Source organism: Massilia sp. SYSU DXS3249 (genome assembly GCF_053668055.1).
In genome coordinates, this window is sequence record NZ_JBSIPX010000012.1 from 95,056 (window position 1) to 114,213 (window position 19,158).

Genomic DNA, 19,158 nt, shown 5'->3' on the forward strand with positions numbered 1-19,158 from the left:
GGCCGCGACGAGCGCAGCGTCTGCAATGGGAGTTTTGCTCTACACTTCCTACCGCCCCTTTGGAACAACAGCGCCGGCGCATACTTCGCGGCGCGTGGGCGACGGGTGCGCACACGATCGTGACGTACATGCCCGGCGCGCGGCCAATTTGAAGGTTCGGTGCTGTCGAAGCAGCCGTGCTGAAGGCATCTGCATGCCGACCTGGCGCACGTTGGCATACCTTTCGACTCAACAACCTGGCATCAATCCCCGATGGAGATCTGGAAACATGAATTTGAGCATGCTCGGCCTTGCCACTACTTTCTCGCTCACTCTGCTCGCGTTCGCCGCCGCCCCGGCGGCCGCAAACGCGCAAGCCAGTGCAACCACGACTGGCGGTCTGCCGTTCGAGGTGAAGCCAGTCGGCACATTCAAGAGCCCATGGGCCATGGCATTCCTGCCCGACGGCAACGTGCTGGTGACGCAAAAGGAGGGGACGATGATCCTGTTCGATCCCGCAACCGGGACCAAGCGGACGGTATCCGGCACACCCGCCGTCAGCAGCAAGGGTCAGGGCGCGCTCATGGACATCGTGCCCGCTCCCGATTTCGCGGCCAGCAAGCTGCTCTACTTCAGCTACTCCGAAGCAGGTCCCGGTGCTGACACCCGGGTCGCGCTCGCCACTGCGACACTGGATCAGGCAGGCGGCGCGCTCAAGGGTACAAAGGTCATTTTCCGCGCCCAGGACGCTTCGACTGGTGGGCACTATTCGGGCCGTATTGGCTTCTCGCCCGATGGCAAGTATCTCTTCTTCACCAGTGGCGACCGCCAGCTTTTCGATCCGGCGCAGGAGCCCAGGTCGACGCTCGGCAAGGTGCTGCGCCTGAACCTCGACGGCACGCCCGCCGCCGGCAACCCGCTCGCGGCCAGGGGCTTCCATGCAGCCGTCTGGTCGTATGGCCACCGCAATCTGCTGGGTATAGCCTTCGACAGGCAGGGGCGCCTGTGGGAAATGGAGATGGGACCGCGTCATGGCGACGAGATCAACCTGATCAAGCCAGGCCTCAACTATGGCTGGCCGAGAGCATCGAACGGCAGCCACTATGACGGCCGGGACATCCCCAACCACGCACCTGGCGACGGCTTCGAACCCCCGAAAGTGTCCTGGAATCCGGCCATTTCACCAGGCGGCCTCGCCTACTACGATGCGGACCTGTTCCCGAAGTGGAAAAATTCCCTCTTCATCACCGGCCTCTCGGGCAAGTCGCTAGACCGCATCGCTCTCGACGGCGAGAACGCGAGCATGGTGGACCATTGGGACATGGGCGAACGCATCCGCGCCGTTCGCACCGGGCCGGATGGCGCGCTATGGCTGCTCGAGGACGGTCCGCGAGGCCGGCTGCTGATGCTGACACCGAAGAGGTAGGCCAGCGGGAACTGCGTGGCGCGGGCATGCCCGCTTTTGGCCGGAAGCGGACCTAGTGTAGCGTCCGCTTACGACCCAGAGCAGACACTCAACTGTCGAGTTTGCGTGCCTTGTCGTGAGCTTGCTCATCTGGATTCAGCGGCACAAAAGGTCCTTGCAGACGGCGCTTCAAATAACGCTCGCCATCCGGGGAATCAAAAGCCTTCCACAACTTAATGACGACATAGGCAATGAAAACTACAGTGATCGTCAGACCGATTGCGCGTACGTCCATTGCTTTCTCCTCAGATGTGTTTCTCAGAGCAAAAATGGCTACTAAAACGAGCATAGCATGTTGTCGCACTCACAAACTGCGGACCTTTAAGAACTTCCGCTCTTGGCCGGCAGCAGCCGTTACCAAACGCCCGCCATGCCCAAAAAAATAGTGCGAACGTACCGGTTCACGGTGCTCAAGACAGAAGTGGCCGGACAAGTGTATCTGCCCAGCCACCGCAACGACCAATCCTTCTGCTGATTTACTTCTTGACCTCAACAGCCGCCAACTGCCTATTCTGCTCATCCAGCCAGATTTTCAACGGCGCAAAATAATCCAGCAAGGCCGAACCGTCGATCTTGTCCTCGCCCGTGGCCGCCTTCAGCGCCTCCTGCCATGGCTTGCTGGCCCCCATTTCCAGCAGGGTCTGCAACTTGGCGCCCGCCTTCTGGCTGCCATAGATCGAGCATTGGTGCAGTGGTCCCTTGTAGCCGGCCTCCGCGCACAGCGAACGGTGCAGCTGGAACTGCAGCAGGTGGGCCAGGAAGTAGCGTGCATACGGCACGTCAGCCGCCACGTGGTACTTGGCGCCGGCATCGAAACCACCCGGGGCCATCGGCGCCGGACGGCTCACGCCCATGTACTGCTCGCGCAACTGCCACCAGGTCTTGTCGTAGTCCTCCGGCTTGACCTTGCCTGCATACACATCCCAGCGCCATTTATCGACCGAGTAGGCAAACGGCAGGAAGGCCACCTTGGACAGGGCCACCTGCAGCAATTCGCCGATGTCGGCATTCGGCTCGGGCGCCTTGTCCATGAAGCCGAGCTGCTGATAGTAGCTTGGCGTCATCGACAGCGCGACCGTGTCGCCGATGGCTTCGTGGAAGCCGTCGTTGGCGCCGTTCTGGAACAGGATCGGCTGCTTCTTGTAAGCCAGCTGGTAATAGGTGTGGCCCAGCTCGTGGTGGATGACCTTGAAGTCTTCGGCCGTCGGCCGGATGCACATCTTGATGCGCACGTCGTCCATGCGATCCAGGCTCCAGGCCGATGCGTGGCAGACCACCTCGCGGTCGGCCGGCTTGGTCAGCAGCGAGCGCGTCCAGAAGGTTGCCGGCAGCTTCGGCATGCCGAGCGAGGTGTAGAAACGTTCCGCGTACTGGGTCATTTCCTTGGCTGAAGTCTTGCGCTCGACCAGTACCTTGGTGAGGTCGAAGCTGCTGGCGCCGGTTGCCGGCTTGAGCAGCGGATAGATGTGCTGCCAGTCCTGGCTCCACATATTACCGAACAGATGGGCCGGCACCGGACCGGTGGCCGGCACCACGGCCGCGCCGTACTGTTGGCGCAGCTTCAGGCGAGTGTAGGTGTGCAGCGATTCGTATAGCGGTCTGACCTGCTGCCACATGCGCTCCATCTCGGCGGCGAACTGCTCCGGCTTCATGTCGTACTGCGAGCGCCACAGAGCGCCGGTGTCGGCGAATCCCATTTCGCGCGCGCCCTTGTTGGACAAGACGACATAGTCGACATAGGTCTGCTTGTAGCTTGGGGCCTGCTGGTGCCAGCCGCTCCAGGCGTCCTTGAGCTTGGCCGGATCGCGGCTGGTGGCCAGGATCCTTTCCAGCTCGCCCAGCGCCAGGCAGGCGCCCTGCTCCCCGTTCGGGCAGTACTTGGCCTTGCCGTAGGCGCCGGACAAGGCGGCCTGCTTGCCCGCGTAGTCGGCGCGCTCCTTCGGGTCGGACAGCATCAAGGTCAGCTGCAACAGCTTGAGCTTGCGCGCCGCGTCTTCCTTGAGCTTGAGGCCGTTGTAGCGGCGTGCGGCCAGGGCCGCTTCGCCCTGCGAGTTCAAGGCCTTTTCCCCGAAGTGGGCCGCAATCGCCTCGGTGTCGTCGGTGATGAAATTGGCGCCAATCCATTGGGCGCGAACGATGTCGTCGTATTCGCTGGCGAAGCGGGTTTCGGTGGCCGAAATGAACTTCTCGGCCTCGGCGACGGTCGGTTTCGCATTCGGCGCGGCCAGCGCGTTGGCGGCGGCGGCGATGGCGGTGAGCGCGAACATTGCGGCGAGGCGGGATGGGCGGGGCATTGTCAAGCTTGTCTCCTTTGTTGGATGGGCCGGCTTTGTTGTACAAGGTTGCCAACAGTATAGCCAAGCGCCGCTCTTGCAAAGAAGTTTCGGCCGATTCGGGCCTTTGTGAACGATGCTCTAGGTGCAGCTCTGCAAGCGCTCTAGCGAGGGGCTGTTTCTAGCCGATCGCGAACCTAATGTGACGTCTGTTTTCGACCTATTGCGGACGTATGGTAGCGGCCGCTATCGACCCGGAGCCGACATTTTGAAATCATTCAAGCTCCTCGAATGCCACCTTACTAAACTCAGCCGCAGCAGATACGATATATCCGAGGACTTCTGCGCCTAGGCCATGTCTTCCGTTTGTGCAGAAATAGAAACCGTATGCCTCGGCCTTCGCGAATGCACTGGGCAAACCAGAACCTCCTGCATCCCTATATTCGTAGCCTCCAGCGACAGGCGAGGCAGAGTTCCGACCAGCCTTTTGCAATATCGTGTCGGACACATCGGGTGGAAGAGAAACAGTGATCTTGTATTCGTAACCCATCATTTGCACATGTGTTGATGACGAACGCTAGCTCGTTAGCAGCACGCCCGCTTTTGGCCGATAGCGGTCATTGGCCAAGTGTGAGGTATTGTTTCCACGACGGCAAGTAAAAGGTTTTATCAAGCCTTCTTAGATACCGAATGCCTTCAGGCCCGCATCGACCAGTACTTCCAGCGGATTCTGCCGCCGCCGTCCGGGTCGCGCGTTGCGCGGCACTTCCTCGTACAGGTAATACGCGCCGGCGCCGTCGAAGCTGTCGTGGAACAGCGGCTGGGCGCCCATCAGGTACGGCAGGAAGGGTTCGGCGCGCACCGTGCCATACAGGGCGTGGGCGCTGAAGCCCAGGGTGGCGTCCTGGCTGATCGTCCGGCCGCTCGTGGCGCTCTCGAGCCGCACCCCACGGCATCCCTTCACGACCAGGGTCGCCGGCCCTTCGAAGGCCAGGTAACGCAGTTGCAGCGTCAGCCAGGCGTGCAGCGTCCCGAGGCGCCAGTGGCTGCGGATCGCCGGCGGCTGCCCCGTCCGGTGGATCACGCCGACCAGTCCGCGCGGCTGGAGCACGACGGCCTCCCCGGCGCCGATCTCCAGCAAGGCCACTTCATCGAGCGCGTCGGCGACCGGGGACACCACGATCTCCGCTTCGCGCGCAGTGCGCAGGCGCTTGAGCATCCACAGGCGGGCGGCGATGCTGGTGAACCCGTGGCGCCAGTCGAACAGCAGTTTCGTGGTGACGGTGAGGCCCGCGGGCTGGCTCTGGCAGTATTCAGGGCGGATCAGCATCTCATGACCGGGCGCCAGCAGCACGCGCTGCGACACGGCGGAGATGCGCGCGCCGTCGCGGCCCGGCGGCAGCTTCGACAGCGGCGGACGGTGTGCCTCCCTGATCACGATCGGCGGCCGGCGCGCGGCCTGCGGCGCCAGCACGAAATAGAAAACGCTGCGGAGGGCCGCCGGAACCAGCCACCAAGCGAGCAGCACGGCCAGCGCCGCGGGCAGCACCGGACGCACGGCCAGGTAGGCCTGCCAGACCGCGTTCTGCGCCGCCAGGTTTTCGGCACGCAGCAGCCCTTCGCGCAGCGGCGTGGCGGCGGCGGCAAGGCGCTGCGCGTCGACCTGGAATGCGGCCGGCGCCACGGGCGTTGCGAGCCGCCTGATGAGCGCCTGCTGCGCCAGGAAGTCCCGCAGCGTCCTGGCGGCTGCGGCCCTGAGTAGGGTGATGTCTCGATCGAGCTTCTGCGCTTGCCGGTGTTCGTCAGTGAAGAAAAGCTTCACGCGGGTTTCTGCAGTCTTTCCAAGTTCTATCCGTTGCGTCTCCACGCGCCGCAAGGCCGCATACGCGTTCAAGGAGGTCAGCCGCAGCTGCTCGAGCTTCGCCAGTGCCGCCTGGCGGTCGCCCAGGACGACAAGATGGGCGCGCAGGGCGAGCAGGTAAGCGCGCTCCTGGCGCCGCAGTTCGAGTTCGACGCTGCGCACGGCTGCTTCCCGCAAGCGCGCTGCCATCGCATCGGCGCCCGCGAATACGTCCGGCAGCCGCGGTCCCTGCGCCTGTTCCCGTTGCAGGCGGCCGATCTCCCGGTCGAGGGCAAGGATTTCCGCATCGAGCCGGCGCACGGGCGCGCCCGACAGCTGCCTGATTTTCCGGGCCGTCTCGTCGGCCAGTGCCGCCTGGCGCGCGGCGACCTCCCCGTGCGCAGCCCGGAGTGCCGGGAGCTCGTCGACGATGGCCTGGATGCGCCGCCATTCGCCCTGGATCCAGTTTCCTGAAGCGAGGACGAGCACGATGGCGGTGAACAGGAAGAGATTACGTCGCAGGAAATGAAACAGGGCGGAGAGCAGATGGGCCAAGCGGAAAGCACCGAACGTTAAGCATCATAAAGGGTGGGCTGCCTCGTGCAGGCATGCGCTGCACGGGCCGCATGCGGACGGACGGCGTTGTCAGTGCTCCTCGACAGCAGTGCCTGCCGTTGTACCAGAGTTTGCGCCATTGCGCCGCCGGCCCGGTGTCGACAGGACGCGCAGGATGGTCTCGGGCGCCACGCCGTGTCGCTGGAGATAGATCCACGCGACCAGGGAACCGTTCTCGCCATCCAGCGTGATCCCGCGGTCGATGATGTTCTCGAGTATGCCGTTGCGCCGTTCCACTTTCGCCATGCAGAGACCTGGGTTGTATTGACAAAGCATCAAGTCTACAGGCGGTGGCGCTTAGAAATTGTCTTCAATCGTAACGGTGTGGCGGGCAAGCCGCAGAAGCTGACTGGCGCAGCTGCGCCTGGCGGCCGCAGCTGCCGCAAGCAGTTCGGCCTGCCCCAGGCATCGCAGTAGGCATCCGGCCAGCGCAGGTGCCGGCTGCGTCAACCGCCGCTCGAATCGAGCGGACGCGGGGAAGTCTCGAGCGCGTCGCGCGCGTCGCGCGAACCGACGGACTTGAGCATGCGGTCGGTCGACACGCGTTTTGGCAGGCGGCTGCCGGTCATCTGATGCTCGTCTTGTCCGACGGCGTTGCTCGCCGCCATGCCTGCCGGCGCCGCGCCGGCCAGTTCGGCCTCCGTCTTCCGTTCCGGCATGGCGCAGCCCGCCAATACCAGGGTCATCCCGACTGCCAGTGCTGCTGCTACCGTTTTCATGCCCAGCTCCTTTGAAGGTCAGCGTCGTCTACACGCAGGCAAGCGGACCCTGCCCGCGCAAAATCGTAGCATCTTGTCCACATCAGCGGCACGGCCTGCTTGAAAAATAATTGCTGTATGAGTGCAGGAGCGCACGCGCACGCAGGCCTCGCGACGCATGAAAAGAGTGAACGCGCCGCCAATTTCATTGCTGCTGCGAAAATTGCATGGCAACATGGCCTCTTTCAATTCCGCTCGCGCACAATGGATACGTCCGTCTGGGTCCTCCTCCTTGTCATTGGCTTCATCGTCCTGACGGTCTACAAGGGCTACCGGCAAAACGCCCGCGAGGACGACCTGGGAGCGCGCCTGCGCGCAATGCCGGACTTCTCGCCGACGCAAATGATCATGGGCTGCGACGCGCAATCGGGCCTGGCGGTGGACGAAGGCCGGCACAAGGTCTGCCTGATCACGCGCACCGCCGCCGGCTACGCGCCGCGCGTCCTGCCGGCGAGCGACCTGCTGTCGGCCGAACTGTTCGAGGACGGGAATTCGGTGACCCGGACGATGCGCATGTCGCAGATCGGCGGGGCGGTGGCCGGTCACGCGCTGTACGGCGACGTCGGGGCCATCATCGGCGGCCTGTCCGGCAAGACGGAGACCTCGGGCACGATCACGCGGGTCGACCTGCGCCTGGTCGTGAACGACACCGCGTCGCCCGTGCATGATGTCGCCTTCATGGAGAAAGAGGACGAGAAGGACGGCAGCGCGCACAGGCAGGCGATGGGCCAGGCGCGCCACTGGCACGGCATCCTCGACATCCTCGTCAAGCGCGCGGACGCCGAAGCCCGCTCGCGCCAGCCTGCACCTGCCCCTGCGCCGCACACAGGCTCCGTGGCCGACGAACTGGGCAAGCTGGCCCAGCTGCGTACGGCCGGCGTCCTCACCGACGAGGAATTCGCGCGCCAGAAGGAAAAGCTGCTCGCAAACAGCTAGGAACGACGCTCTCTTACTTGACCCGGTACAGCGCGCAGAGCTTGTTGCCGTCCGGGTCGCGCACATAGGCCAGGTGCATCGCGCCCATGCCGCCCTCGCGCAGTCCCGGCGGGTCCTCGATCGAGGTGCCGCCGTGCGCCAGCGCCGTGTCATGGAACTGTTTTACCTGCTCGGGCGAATTGCAGCGGAAACCGATCGTGCCGCCGTTGGCGCAGGTGGCGGCTTCGCCGTTGATCGGCTCGGTGATGCCGAGGGTGCCGCCGTCGTGCCGGTAAAACATCCGGTTCTGGCCGGTGGGCGCCTTGGTCACAAAAGGCTCGCCGGCCCCGAGTACGCCGAGGACGGCATCATAAAAGCGCTTCGAGCGTTCGATGTCGTTCGAACCGAGTACGACGTGACTGAACATGGGCTGTCTCCTGGTTGGTCGGGATGCCGAGTGTACGAGAGCCTTCACTGCCGGGCAAGAAAAATGGCCTGCGCCCGGCCAGTCCTCCTAGGCGGCCCCGCGCCGCCGCTCGCGCATCTGCCCGGCCGTGGCCGCCAGGATGCGGTCGAGCGCCGCGATGTCGATCGGTTTCACGAAGTGGTGGTCGAAACCGGCGGCGAAGGCGCGGTCCTGGTCGTGCATCTGCCCGTAGCCGGTCAGCGCGACCAGGACCGCATGGGCCGTGCCGGGCGACGCGCGGAGGCGGCGCGCCAGCTCGTAGCCGTCCAGGTCGGGCAGGCCGATGTCGAGGATGTAGAGTGGCAGCGGCGCCCGGCGGCTGTGCTCGATGGCGCCATGCGCATCGGCCATCACCGTGACCCCGTGCCCTTTCGCTTCCAGCAGGGCGGCCAGGGTGCGCGCCGCGTCGAGGTTGTCGTCGACGATCATCAGCTCCAGGGGCTCGGCGCGGATGCCGGCGCCGTCCCGTGCCGGCTCCTGCGCCACCTCCTGGGCTGCCCCCTGCCCCTCTTCCTGCACCGCCTGCCCGGCCAGCAGCGGCAGCGTGATGGTGAAGCGGGTTCCCTTCCCCGCGCCCTCGCTGTGCCCCTCGACTTCTCCCCCATGCAGCGCGACGATGCTGCGCACCAGCGCCAGCCCCAGCCCGAGGCCGCCCTGCGAACGGTCGGCGGTGCGCCGCGCCTGTTTGAACAGGTCGAACACGTGGGGCATCAGGGCCGGGTCGATGCCGATGCCGTTGTCGGTCACGCTCAGCACCAGCTGGCGCTCCCTGGTATCGACGGTGAGCGCGATCCTGCCGCCCGAAGGCGTGTATTTGGCGGCATTGTGCAGCAGGTTGGACAGGACCTGGACCAGGCGCTTCCTGTCGCCCAGCACGACCGCGTCCGGCGTACGCACGTCGACCAGCAGCTGGTGCCGGTTCGACGCGACCAGGGGTTCGGCCTGCTCGACGGCGCTCTGGACGACCGAGCCGATATCGACCCGCTGCCGTTCGATCGCCACCAGCCCGCGGGTGACGCGCGAGACGTCCAGCAGGTCGTGGATCAGGGACTTCATGTGGTCCACCTGGCGCACGATGATCTCGCTCGTGCGCTTGACGATCGCTTCGGTCCCTCCCGAGAGCTTGAGCATGTGGGCCGCGGCCATGATCGGGGCTAGCGGATTGCGCAGCTCATGGGCCAGCATGGCGAGGAATTCGTCTTTCGCCTGGTTCTGGTTCTCCGCCGCCCGCCGCGCCTCGCGCTCGCTGAGCAGGAGCTGCTCGCGTTCCCGCTCGAGCTGCTGCCTGGCCTGGTTCTCCGCCTCGAGCTTGACGCCGGCGTCGTGCATGGCCCGCTGCAGCAGGTCGGCTTCGATCACGCCGGACGGCACGACGACCGGGATCTTCCCGACTTCCAGCGATTTCGCCGCGGCCAGCGTCAGGTCGAACGAGCCGGTGAGCCGGCGCGCGAACAGGAGCACGCCCAGGACCGCCCCGACCAGGCCGATCGCCAGCGCCAGTGCCGCGATGAGGGTCGCCGTGCGTGCCGGGCTGTTGATCTCTTCCTCGGGCGCCGCGATCGATACCGTCCAGCTGGCCCGGGTTGCACGGGTAAACGTGCTGTAGGCCCAGAACCCGTCGCGCGTCAGGTTCTTGATCCGGCCATGGGCCTTGGCCAACGCAGCCTTGTAGAGCCCGGGCCGCACTGGCATGCCGACAAACTCCTTCTCGCGCAGGTTGCGCGCGATCGTGATGCCGTCGTCGCCGAACACGCCTACCACCCAGGTTGGCGGCAAGTCGCGGCGGTGCAGCAGCTGCGTGATGTGGCTGACGTGGAAGGTGTGGGACAGCAGGAACTGGCGTCCGCTGGCGCTTTTCACGGGCAGGTTCACCGAGACCACCTTCCACTTGCCGGCACGGCCCTCGCGCAGATTCGTCACGCTGGGCTTTTGCAGCGCGATCGCGGCAGGCACCCAGGCATTCGGCCCTTCGGTGAAGATGGCGCCCAGCAGATGGTGGGTGTGCATCAGCATGGTTCCATCGGCGCCATACACGACGGCCCAGGAATCGGCGGAGGTGATTGTCTTGCGCATGAGCGCGTACAGGGACGCAAAATCCTCCTGCGCCATGTGCTCGGTCTGGCCGATCACGCGCAGCGCTCCTTCCGCTTTGACGAGCTCCTTGTCGATCGACAGGGCGATGGAGCGCGCCTTCTCCTCTACCGCATCCAGGCGCGCTTCCTTTTCCTTTTCCAGCAGCAGATACAGTCCCCACGCGGACAGCGCGAACAGCGGGACCAGGACCGACAGGACGATGGCAGCAAGATAGGTACGCGTCTTCATTCTTCTTCTTGTGATGTCCGGATGGACTCAGGGGATATGCTCGGCGCCGGCCGGCGGCACGACCCAGCGGTGCATGCGCTGCTCGTAGACGGACACTGTCGGCGCAGGGAAATCCGGTTCGGCAAAGGCGCCGACGGGAATGCTGATATACGCCTCGAGCCCCTCGGCCTCATACCAGACCGTGGCGCCGCAGTGCGGGCAGAAGTGGAAGCTGGCGTGCGAGCCTTCGTCGCCCGCCAGGACGTAGCGCGTCGACTGCCCTGCGAGCGTCACCTGTTCGCGCGGGAACCTCGCCTGCTGGGCGAAGGGACTCCCGGTACGGCGCTGGCAGTTCAGGCAGTGGCAGATGGAGACGCGCACCGGGTCGCCGGTGACGCGGGCCCGCAGTTGGCCGCAGCTGCAGGCGGCAAGTCGTGTGATCAAGCGTCCTCCCCTGACATGGTGCGGCTGGCCCGACGCGCTTAGTGCGCTTCCTCCCAGTTGCTGCCGACGCCGGTCTCGGCCACCAGCGGCACCTTCAGTTCGGCCACGCCCGCCATCAGTTCCGGCAGCTTGCCCTTCACCAGTTCCAGCTCGGCTTCCGGCACTTCCAGCACCAGTTCGTCGTGCACCTGCATCACCATGCGCGTGCCCAGTTTTTCCGCTTCCAGCCAGTCCTGCACGGCGATCATCGCCAGCTTGATCAGGTCGGCCGCCGTGCCCTGCATCGGCGCGTTGATGGCGGCCCGTTCGGCGCCGGCGCGGCGCGGGCCGTTCGGCGAGTTGATCTCGGGGAGCCACAGGCGGCGCCCGAACACGGTTTCGACATAGCCGCGCGCCTTGGCGGCGGCGCGGGTTTCGTCCATGTACTGCTTCACGCCCGAGAAGCGCGCGAAATAGCGTTCGATGTAGCTCGCCGCCGCCGCGCGCTCGATGCCGAGGCGGGCCGCCAGACCAAACGCGCTCATGCCGTAGATCAGGCCGAAGTTGATCGCCTTGGCATAGCTGCGCTGCTGGTTTTCCACCTCGTCGAGGGCGACGCCGAAGACTTCGGCGGCGGTGGCGCGGTGGATGTCCTCGCCCTCCGCGAAGGCGCGCAGCATCGCTTCGTCGCCCGAGATGTGCGCCATGATGCGCAGCTCGATCTGCGAGTAGTCGGCCGAGACGATCCGGTTGCCCGGCGCCGCAATGAAGGCTTCGCGGATGCGGCGGCCTTCGCTTGTCCTGACCGGGATGTTCTGCAGGTTCGGATCGTTCGAGGCGAGGCGGCCGGTGATCGCCACGGCCTGCGCGTAGTTGGTATGCACGCGGCCCGTGTTCGGGTTGACCATGGTCGGCAGCTTGTCGGTGTAGGTCGACTTCAGCTTGGCCAGGCCGCGGTGCTCGAGCAGCACCTTCGGCAGCGGGTAGTCCTCGGCCAGCTTTTGCAGCACCTCCTCGTCGGTCGAGGGCGCGCCGGTGGCGGTCTTCTTGATGATCGGCAGTTGCAGCTTGCCGAAGAAGATCTCGCCGATCTGTTTAGGAGAACCGAGGTTGAACGGGCCGCCGGCCAGTTCATAGGCCTGGGTTTCCAGTTCCATCAGGCGCGCGCCGATTTCGCGCGATTGTGCGCCCAGTTTTTCGGCGTCGATCAGGACGCCGTTGCGTTCGATCTTTTGCAGCACGATCTGGGTCGGCAGCTCGATCTTTTCGTAGATGTAGGTCAGGCCTTTATCCGCCGTGACGTGCGGCAGCATGGTCTGGTGCAGGCGCAGGGTGATGTCGGAATCCTCGGCCGCGTATTCGGTCGCGCGGTTCAGTTCCACCTGGTCGAAGCAGATCATGTTGGCGCCCTTGCCGCACACGTCGACAAACGGAATCGTCGTGTAGCCGAGGTGGCGCATCGCCATCGTGTCCATGTCGTGCGGCTTGTGCGACTCGAACACGTAGGACTGCAGCAGCGTGTCATGGACGATCCCGCGCAGGGTCACGCCATGGTTGTTAAAGATGTGCATGTCGTACTTCAGGTTCTGGCCGAGCTTGGGCTTGTTCGGGTTTTCCAGCCAGGGGCGCATGCGCTCGAGTACCTCTTCGCGCGGGAGCTGCTCGGGCACGCCGGCGTAGCGGTGCGCCACCGGGATGTAGGCGCCCTTGCCCGCTTCGGTCGACAACGAGATGCCGACCATCTGCGCCGTCATCGGGTCGAGCGAGGTGGTTTCGGTGTCGACCGAAGTCAGCTCGGCGGCGTCCGCCAGGGCCAGCCATCTGTCGAGCTGCTCCCAGGTGGTGACCAGTTCGTATTCGCCCTTGATGATCGGCATGCCCGGCAGGGTTTCCTGGGCGCCTTCCGGGGAATTGAGCGCAGGTGCGCCGACGCCGGGGCCGGCCGACAGTTCGCGCAGCATGGTCTTGAAGCCATAGCGCTGGAAGAAGTCGCGCAGCGCGTCCTTGTCTTCCGGGCGGCCGATCAGGGTTTCCTCGATCGACACCACGTGATTTACCAGGTCGCAGTCGGTCTTCACGGTGATCAGTTGACGCCCTTGCGGCAGCCATTCGAGGGCCGAGCGCAGGTTTTCGCCGACCGCGCCGCCGATGGAATGGGCGTTCTCGATCACGCCGTCCAGCGAGCCGTGCAGGCTGAGCCATTTCAGGGCCGTCTTCGGGCCGCACTTGCTCACGCCCGGCACGTTGTCGACCGTGTCCCCGATCAGGGTCAGGTAGTCGATGATGCGGTTCGGCGGCACGCCGAACTTGGCCAGCACGCCGGCTTCGTCGAGCTTTTCGTTGCTCATCGTATTGATGAGCATGACCTTGTCGTTGACCAGTTGCGCCAGGTCCTTGTCGCCGGTCGAGACGATGGTGTTCATGCCCTTGGCGGCGGCCTGGACGGCCAGCGTGCCGATCACGTCGTCCGCTTCCACGCCTTCGACCATCAGGATCGGCCAGCCCATGTGGCGCACGACCTCGTGGATCGGCTCGATCTGCTTTTTCAGGTCTTCCGGCATCGAGGCGCGCGTGGCCTTGTAGTCGGCATACATGTCGTCGCGGAAAGTCTTGCCCTTGGCATCGAACACGCAGGCGATGTAGGCCGCGGGATAGTCGGCGCGCAGGCGGCGTAGCATGTTGACCATGCCGTGCATCGCCCCGGTCGGGTGGCCGTCGGGGCCGCGCAGGTCGGGCAAGGCGTGGAAGGCGCGGTACAGGTAGCTGGAACCGTCAACGAGCAGCAGGGTATTTTGCATGGGAATGTGTATAGAGCCGGCTTGCGCCAAGGTAGCTGTCATTATCGCAGAATCCGGCATGGCGAAAGCGCAACGCCGGCGTTGCGGTACAGCCTGGTATATGGGGTCATCGGTACACTTTTCACAGGGAACGGTGTCTGTTTGTTACAATGGTCCAAACGATCAAGGTGACCATCATGCTGCGCACATTTCCCCGCCTGACCTCTTCCCTCCTCTTGTTTGCGTCGCTTGCCGCTGCGGGAACTGCGGGCGCGCAGACGGCCGCCCCGGCGCAGCCACCCGCGCAGCCGACCGGCCAGCCGCCGGCCACGGAACCGATCGAGGCAGGCAGCGACGAGCCCGCTACCCGGATCGAACCGCGCCGCGGCACGCAAATCCGCGAAAAGCGCAACAACGGCCAGGTCACCGAGATCGAAGTGCAAAGCGGCAAGAGCCGCTACATGATGCGCCCGAACCAGCCGGCCGGCAACGCGCAGGCGGGCGACGCCCAGAGCAGCGCCTTCCGCGCGCCGCAATGGCAGGTGATGGAATTCGACCTGAATGCCAAGAGGAAAGCGGCTGCGGAAGCGCAGGCCGCCGCGGCGGCAGCCGCTGCAGCCCCGGCAGGCGCGGGCGCGGCCAAGCCGGCTGCGCCGGCCACCGGCGCGCCGGCCGGCACCGTACCGCCGGCAACGACCGAGATGCTGCGCCCGGCCGAGGTGCCGCCACCGCCGCCTCTGCCGGCCACCCGCTGAACAGACAGACAACCGACATGACCTGCTGGTTCCGGCAGTCCGGACCGGCAGCTTCCCAGTTTTTCGCCGACCCACCAATTCGTTGCTCGCATAATGGCAGTTTTCACCGCGGTCACGCTCGATGACCTCACCCAGTGGATGGATCAGTTTCCCCTCGGCCACCCACTGGCACTCAAAGGCATTGCCTCGGGTATCGAGAACAGTAATTTCTTCCTGACCACCGAGCGCGGCGAGTTTGTGCTGACGATCTTCGAAAACCTCGATTTCGAGCAGTTGCCCTTCTACCTGCAACTGATGCGCCACCTGGCCGAGCGCGGCATCCCGGTGCCGGCTCCAGTCGCCAATGCAGATGGCGCACTGGTGGCCAGCCTGCAGGGCAAGCCGGCAGCCATCGTCAGCAAGCTCGACGGCAGCTCGCAGATGGACCCGCAGCCGGCGCATTGTGCCGAGGTCGGCGCCATGCTGGCGCGCATGCACCTGGCGGCGAACGACTTCCCGCTGGTGCAGCCGAACCTGCGCGGCCTGGACTGGTGGCAGGCGACGGCGCCGCGCGTGCTGCCTTACCTGACGCCGGAAAATGCCCGCCTGCTGCAGGACGAGGTCGCCTGCCAGGCCGCCTTTGCCGCGACCGACACCTATGCGCGGCTGGCGCGCGGCCCCGTGCATGCCGACCTGTTCCGCAATAACGTCATGTTCGTCGGCGAGCGCCTGACCGGCTGCTTCGACTTTTATTTCGCCGGCGTCGACACCTGGCTGTACGACCTGGCCGTGACCGTCAACGACTGGTGCATCGACCTGGACACGGGCGAGCTCGACCTGCCGCGCGTGCAGGCCCTGCTGGCCGCCTATGCGGCAGTGCGACCGTTCACCAAGGACGAGATCGCGTCCTGGCAGCCGATGCTGCGCGCCGCCGCGTTGCGCTTCTGGCTGTCGCGCCTGTACGACCTGCACGTGCCGCGTGCCGCAGAAATGCTCACGCCCCACGATCCGACCCATTTCGAGCGCATCCTGCGCGACCGCATTGCCAACCCGGCGCCGGGCTTGGCCCACCACGAATGAATAACATGCCCGCAATTACCGGCTGGAACTGGCTAAAGGAAGGCACCGGCCTGTTCCGCAAACAGCCTGCCGCGCTGACCACCCTGCTGTTCGCCAATATCCTGATCAGCCTGCTGGTCAGCGCCGTGCCCCTGCTCGGCCCGATGCTCGCCTTCATCCTGATCCCCTCGTTCTCGATGGCCTTCATGAAAGCCTGCCTGATGATCGAGAACGGCGAACGCGTGACGCCGGTCGTGCTGATGACCGGCTTCCGCAAGCCGGTACTGGCGCAATTGTGCAAGATCGGCCTGATCTATCTGGGCGTGTCGGTACTGCTGACCCTACTCGCGCGCGCCTCGATCGACCTCGAACTGATGCGCCAGGTGGCCCAGCCGACCGACCCGAAGAACGTGCCGCAGGTAGCCGGATGGGAATTCGTCAAGATGTTCGCCCTGTCCGCCCTGAACGTGAGCGTGCTGATCGCCCTCTCCTTCGCCGCGCCGCTGATCTACTGGCAGAAAATGGTGCCCGGCAAGGCGATCTTCTACAGCTTCTTCGCCGTCCTGCGCAGCGCGCGTGTGTTCCTGGTGCTCCTGCTGAGCTGGTTCGGCATCCTGCTGGTGCTGGCCATCGTGGTCGCCATGCTGATGGGCGGCTCGGTGCTCGGGCGGGTGCTGGTGATGTGGCTGATCTTCCTGTTCATCCTGCTGCTGCAGTGCGCGATGTATGCGGGGTACAGGCAGATTTTCGGGAAGCCGGTCGAGAATGGAAACGGGCGCGTGAATCTCGAGAAGTGACGTAGGGTGGGGCCATGGATGCTGGGGGCATCCATGGCAACCCCACGCGTTTGCGCCGTGTGCGTAGCGTTGACGCTAACAATGCTCACCATTCCGCGTGGGGTCAGGACCCCACCCTACATCATCGGCTGACTCGCTCGAGTTTGGCGACGGACAAATCCAGCACCTTGATCCCCGCCGGGCCGAAATTGATCTGCGCCCGCGCGGCCCCTGCCCCGCCTTCGATATTCACGATCACGCCCTCGCCGAACTTGGCGTGCGCCACGGTTTCGCCGATGCGCCAGCCGGAGCTGCTACTGGCAGATTTATTGGTGATCTGCTGGGCGATCTTGTTGTCGCTGCCGGCGTTGCGGAAGGCGGCGTCGTCCCAGGCGTTGGGCGCCTTGTTCTTGGCGAACCAGTGGCTCTGCACGCGCGGCGACAGCCATTTCAGGGCTTCCTCGGGCAGTTCGTCGAAGAAGCGCGACTTCATGTTGTAGCGCGTCTGGCCGTGCAGCATGCGCTGCTGGGTAAAGCTCATGTACAGGCGTTTGCGGGCACGGGTGATCGCCACGTACATCAGGCGCCGCTCTTCGTCGACGCCGTCGAGTTCGCGCGCACTGCTTTCGTGCGGGAACAGGCCTTCTTCCAGGCCGGTGATGAAGACGGCGTCGAATTCCAGGCCCTTGGCCGAGTGCACCGTCATCAATTGCATCGCGTCCTGACCGGCCTGGGCTTGCGCGTCGCCCGCTTCCAGCGAGGCATGCGACAGGAAGGCCGACAGCGGCGACATGACCGAGGCCAGCGGCGCGTCGGCGTCCATGATCTCGATGCCGTCCTGGTAGACGACCGCGTCGCCCGCCTGCGCCTGGGACGGCGGGCCCAGATGGGCCGGGGCGAACTGGCCAAAACCTTCTTCCTGCACGAACTGGGTCGCGGCGTTGACCATCTGCTCCAGGTTTTCGATGCGGTCGGCGCCTTCTTTTTCGTTGGCGTAATGCGTCAGCAGGTTGCTGCGCTCGAGCACGACACGCACCATTTCCGGCAGCGCCAGCTGCTGGGTTTCGAAACGCGCGCCTTCGATGAGCTTGACGAAGCCACCCAGCGAGCTGCCGGCCTTGCCGGTCATGTAGGGCACCGCTGCATACAGCGAGACGCCGTAGGTGTCGGCGGCCATTTGCAGCTGCTCGATCGAGCGCACGCCGATGCCGCGCGTCGGGAAATTCACCACGCGCAGGAAGGCCGAATCGTTGTGCGGGTTGTCCATCAACTGCAGGTAGGCGATCGCGTGCTTGACCTCGGCGCGCTGGAAGTAGCGCAGGCCGCCATAGACCGTGTAGGGAATGCCGGCCGAGAACAGCGCATGCTCGATGACGCGGCTTTGCGCGTTCGAGCGGTAGAGGATGGCGATTTCGCTGCGCGGCAGGCCCTCGGCCATCAGGCTCTTGGCTTCCTCGATGATCCACTGCGCTTCCTCGAGGTCGGACGAGGCTTCGTAGACGCGCACCAGCTCGCCCTGCCCCGCATCCGTGCGCAGGTTTTTACCCAGGCGCTTGGTGTTGTTTGCAATCAGGTAGTTCGCGCTGTCGAGGATGTGGCCGTGCGAGCGGTAATTCTGCTCCAGCTTGATCAGGTTTTTCACGCGGAAATCGCGCTCGAAGGCCTGCATGTTGCCGACGTTCGCGCCGCGGAAGGCATAAATGCTCTGGTCGTCGTCGCCGACGGCGAAGATCGCGCCGCCGACCTGCTCGCCATGGCCGGCCAGCAGTTTGAGCAGGTTGTATTGCAGGTCGTTGGTATCCTGGAACTCGTCGACCAGCACGTGCTTGAAGCGCATCTGGTAATGCTGGCGCAGCGGCGCGTTGCGCGACAGCAGTTCGTAGGCGCGCAGCAGCAGTTCGGCGAAATCGACCACGCCTTCGCGCTGGCATTGCTGGTCGTAGAGCTCGTAGAGCTCGACCATCTTGCGCTCGATCGGGTCGTATGCCTCGACCTTGTTGGCCCGTAGCCCCTGGTCCTTGGCATTGTTGATGAAGTACATCAGGTTCTTGGCCGGGTACTTTTCGTCGTCGACATTGGCCGCCTTGAGCATGCGCTTGATCATCGACAGCTGGTCTTGCGAGTCGAGGATCTGGAACGACTGCGGCAGCGCGGCGTCGCGGTAGTGCGTACGCAGCAGGCGGTTGCACAGCCCGTGGAAGGTGCCGATCCACATGCCGCGCGTGTTCACCGGAAGCATCGTCGACAGGCGCGTCAGCATCTCCTTCGCCGCCTTGTTCGTGAACGTGACCGCCATGATGCCGGCCGGCGATACTTGCCCGGTCTGGATCAGCCAGGCGATACGGGTCGTCAGCACACGGGTCTTGCCCGAGCCGGCACCGGCCAGGATGAGGGCGCTTTGCGACGGCAGCGTGACCGCGGCCAATTGTTCGGGATTGAGGTTGTGAAGGAGATTCATGCGGCCATTATACCGCCGTGATTTACTGTATGCCCATCCAGTCTCGTCATCGAACTGGAGAGATGCGACAGAATATTTCATGACGATGCTGCTCCTGAAATATTATTTCACGCCTTGCGATACGCAGATTGCTCAATTCGACGGCCCGACGCCACCGCATCCGCTGTCTGGATGACACGCCAAACCCAAGTCGAATAAAACATTTCCGCCACTAAAAGTTGCGGTCTGGACGACATCTTTCAGCAACTTCGTTTAACTCATCAGTATCAGCGCGCAACTCTCCCGCGCGCCACCTGTCCAGAAATTCGCTTAACTTAAC

Annotated in this window: 15 protein-coding genes; 5 read left to right on the top strand and 10 right to left on the bottom strand. The window is 64.6% G+C overall.

What is annotated here, in order from left to right; genetic code table 11:
- The first annotated feature begins 268 nt into the window (after positions 1 to 268).
- Positions 269 to 1,405, top strand: coding sequence for a PQQ-dependent sugar dehydrogenase (locus ACWCIA_RS15150; RefSeq protein WP_454164586.1), 1,137 nt, complete (start codon positions 269 to 271; stop codon positions 1,403 to 1,405).
- A gap of 88 nt (positions 1,406 to 1,493) precedes the next feature.
- On the opposite strand, the gene ACWCIA_RS15155 is transcribed toward ACWCIA_RS15150, so the two are convergent.
- From ACWCIA_RS15155 to ACWCIA_RS15175, 5 genes are all read right to left on the bottom strand, one after another.
- A complete protein-coding gene (locus ACWCIA_RS15155) occupies positions 1,494 to 1,679 on the bottom strand; it encodes a hypothetical protein (RefSeq protein WP_454164587.1) in 186 nt (61 codons plus the stop codon).
- Positions 1,680 to 1,920: 241 nt separating this feature from the next.
- Positions 1,921 to 3,738, bottom strand: a complete 1,818-nt coding sequence (locus tag ACWCIA_RS15160; protein WP_454164588.1) for a M2 family metallopeptidase — start codon at positions 3,736 to 3,738, stop codon at positions 1,921 to 1,923.
- Positions 3,739 to 4,396: 658 nt separating this feature from the next.
- Positions 4,397 to 6,112 carry a hypothetical protein gene (locus ACWCIA_RS15165; protein WP_454164590.1) on the bottom strand — a complete coding sequence of 572 codons (1,716 nt, stop codon included), beginning with the start codon at positions 6,110 to 6,112 and terminating at the stop codon, positions 4,397 to 4,399.
- 90 nt (positions 6,113 to 6,202) lie between these two features.
- Positions 6,203 to 6,418 carry a hypothetical protein gene (locus ACWCIA_RS15170; protein ID WP_454164592.1) on the bottom strand — a complete coding sequence of 72 codons (216 nt, stop codon included), beginning with the start codon at positions 6,416 to 6,418 and terminating at the stop codon, positions 6,203 to 6,205.
- A 200-nt stretch (positions 6,419 to 6,618) separates the two neighbouring features.
- On the bottom strand, positions 6,619 to 6,891 hold the full coding sequence (locus tag ACWCIA_RS15175; protein ID WP_454164594.1) for a hypothetical protein: 273 nt from the start codon (positions 6,889 to 6,891) through the stop codon (positions 6,619 to 6,621).
- 243 nt (positions 6,892 to 7,134) lie between these two features.
- On the opposite strand from ACWCIA_RS15175, the gene ACWCIA_RS15180 reads away from it, so the two are divergent.
- The gene (locus ACWCIA_RS15180; RefSeq protein ID WP_454164596.1) at positions 7,135 to 7,866 is read left to right on the top strand and encodes an SHOCT domain-containing protein; all 732 of its coding nucleotides are present in this window, start codon (positions 7,135 to 7,137) and stop codon (positions 7,864 to 7,866) included.
- 13 nt (positions 7,867 to 7,879) lie between these two features.
- Here ACWCIA_RS15180 and ACWCIA_RS15185 read toward each other — a convergent pair whose 3' ends face one another.
- The 4 genes from ACWCIA_RS15185 to polA all read right to left on the bottom strand — a co-directional run bounded on the left by ACWCIA_RS15185 (position 7,880) and on the right by polA (position 13,833).
- Positions 7,880 to 8,272, bottom strand: a complete 393-nt coding sequence (locus ACWCIA_RS15185; protein ID WP_454164598.1) for a VOC family protein — start codon at positions 8,270 to 8,272, stop codon at positions 7,880 to 7,882.
- An 87-nt stretch (positions 8,273 to 8,359) separates the two neighbouring features.
- Positions 8,360 to 10,633: an ATP-binding protein gene (locus ACWCIA_RS15190; RefSeq protein ID WP_454164600.1), complete on the bottom strand. Its 2,274-nt coding sequence runs from the start codon at positions 10,631 to 10,633 to the stop codon at positions 8,360 to 8,362.
- A 27-nt stretch (positions 10,634 to 10,660) separates the two neighbouring features.
- Positions 10,661 to 11,056, bottom strand: a complete 396-nt coding sequence (locus ACWCIA_RS15195) for a GFA family protein (protein WP_454164602.1) — start codon at positions 11,054 to 11,056, stop codon at positions 10,661 to 10,663.
- Between the two features lie 38 nt (positions 11,057 to 11,094).
- The gene (polA, locus tag ACWCIA_RS15200) at positions 11,095 to 13,833 is read right to left on the bottom strand and encodes a DNA polymerase I (protein WP_454164604.1); all 2,739 of its coding nucleotides are present in this window, start codon (positions 13,831 to 13,833) and stop codon (positions 11,095 to 11,097) included.
- 176 nt (positions 13,834 to 14,009) lie between these two features.
- Here polA and ACWCIA_RS15205 point away from each other — a divergent pair, with 176 nt between their 5' ends.
- The 3 genes from ACWCIA_RS15205 (at position 14,010) to ACWCIA_RS15215 (ending at position 16,402) form a co-directional block, all read left to right on the top strand.
- Positions 14,010 to 14,567 (top strand): DUF2782 domain-containing protein, encoded by a 558-nt coding sequence (locus ACWCIA_RS15205; RefSeq protein ID WP_454164606.1) that lies wholly within the window; start codon positions 14,010 to 14,012, stop codon positions 14,565 to 14,567.
- Positions 14,568 to 14,660: 93 nt separating this feature from the next.
- Positions 14,661 to 15,626 carry a homoserine kinase gene (locus ACWCIA_RS15210; protein ID WP_454164608.1) on the top strand — a complete coding sequence of 322 codons (966 nt, stop codon included), beginning with the start codon at positions 14,661 to 14,663 and terminating at the stop codon, positions 15,624 to 15,626.
- 5 nt (positions 15,627 to 15,631) lie between these two features.
- Complete coding sequence (locus ACWCIA_RS15215; RefSeq protein WP_454164610.1) at positions 15,632 to 16,402, top strand: BPSS1780 family membrane protein; 771 nt, start codon at positions 15,632 to 15,634, stop codon at positions 16,400 to 16,402.
- Positions 16,403 to 16,523: 121 nt separating this feature from the next.
- Here the strand turns inward: ACWCIA_RS15215 and ACWCIA_RS15220 are convergent, their stop codons facing one another.
- Positions 16,524 to 18,839, bottom strand: a complete 2,316-nt coding sequence (locus tag ACWCIA_RS15220; RefSeq protein WP_454164612.1) for a UvrD-helicase domain-containing protein — start codon at positions 18,837 to 18,839, stop codon at positions 16,524 to 16,526.
- Positions 18,840 to 19,158 lie beyond the last annotated feature (319 nt).

Excerpts from the sequence above, each read along its gene's own strand:
- ACWCIA_RS15150 (WP_454164586.1), top strand. The coding sequence starts at position 269 with ATGAATTTGAGCATGCTCGGCCTTGCCACTACTTTCTCGCTCACTCTG.
- ACWCIA_RS15155 (WP_454164587.1), bottom strand. The coding sequence starts at position 1,679 with ATGGACGTACGCGCAATCGGTCTGACGATCACTGTAGTTTTCATTGCC.
- ACWCIA_RS15160 (WP_454164588.1), bottom strand. The coding sequence starts at position 3,738 with ATGCCCCGCCCATCCCGCCTCGCCGCAATGTTCGCGCTCACCGCCATC.
- ACWCIA_RS15170 (WP_454164592.1), bottom strand. The coding sequence starts at position 6,418 with ATGGCGAAAGTGGAACGGCGCAACGGCATACTCGAGAACATCATCGAC.
- ACWCIA_RS15175 (WP_454164594.1), bottom strand. The coding sequence starts at position 6,891 with ATGAAAACGGTAGCAGCAGCACTGGCAGTCGGGATGACCCTGGTATTG.
- ACWCIA_RS15180 (WP_454164596.1), top strand. The coding sequence starts at position 7,135 with ATGGATACGTCCGTCTGGGTCCTCCTCCTTGTCATTGGCTTCATCGTC.
- ACWCIA_RS15185 (WP_454164598.1), bottom strand. The coding sequence starts at position 8,272 with ATGTTCAGTCACGTCGTACTCGGTTCGAACGACATCGAACGCTCGAAG.
- ACWCIA_RS15190 (WP_454164600.1), bottom strand. The coding sequence starts at position 10,633 with ATGAAGACGCGTACCTATCTTGCTGCCATCGTCCTGTCGGTCCTGGTC.
- polA (WP_454164604.1), bottom strand. The coding sequence starts at position 13,833 with ATGCAAAATACCCTGCTGCTCGTTGACGGTTCCAGCTACCTGTACCGC.
- ACWCIA_RS15205 (WP_454164606.1), top strand. The coding sequence starts at position 14,010 with ATGCTGCGCACATTTCCCCGCCTGACCTCTTCCCTCCTCTTGTTTGCG.
- ACWCIA_RS15210 (WP_454164608.1), top strand. The coding sequence starts at position 14,661 with ATGGCAGTTTTCACCGCGGTCACGCTCGATGACCTCACCCAGTGGATG.
- ACWCIA_RS15215 (WP_454164610.1), top strand. The coding sequence starts at position 15,632 with ATGCCCGCAATTACCGGCTGGAACTGGCTAAAGGAAGGCACCGGCCTG.
- ACWCIA_RS15220 (WP_454164612.1), bottom strand. The coding sequence starts at position 18,839 with ATGAATCTCCTTCACAACCTCAATCCCGAACAATTGGCCGCGGTCACG.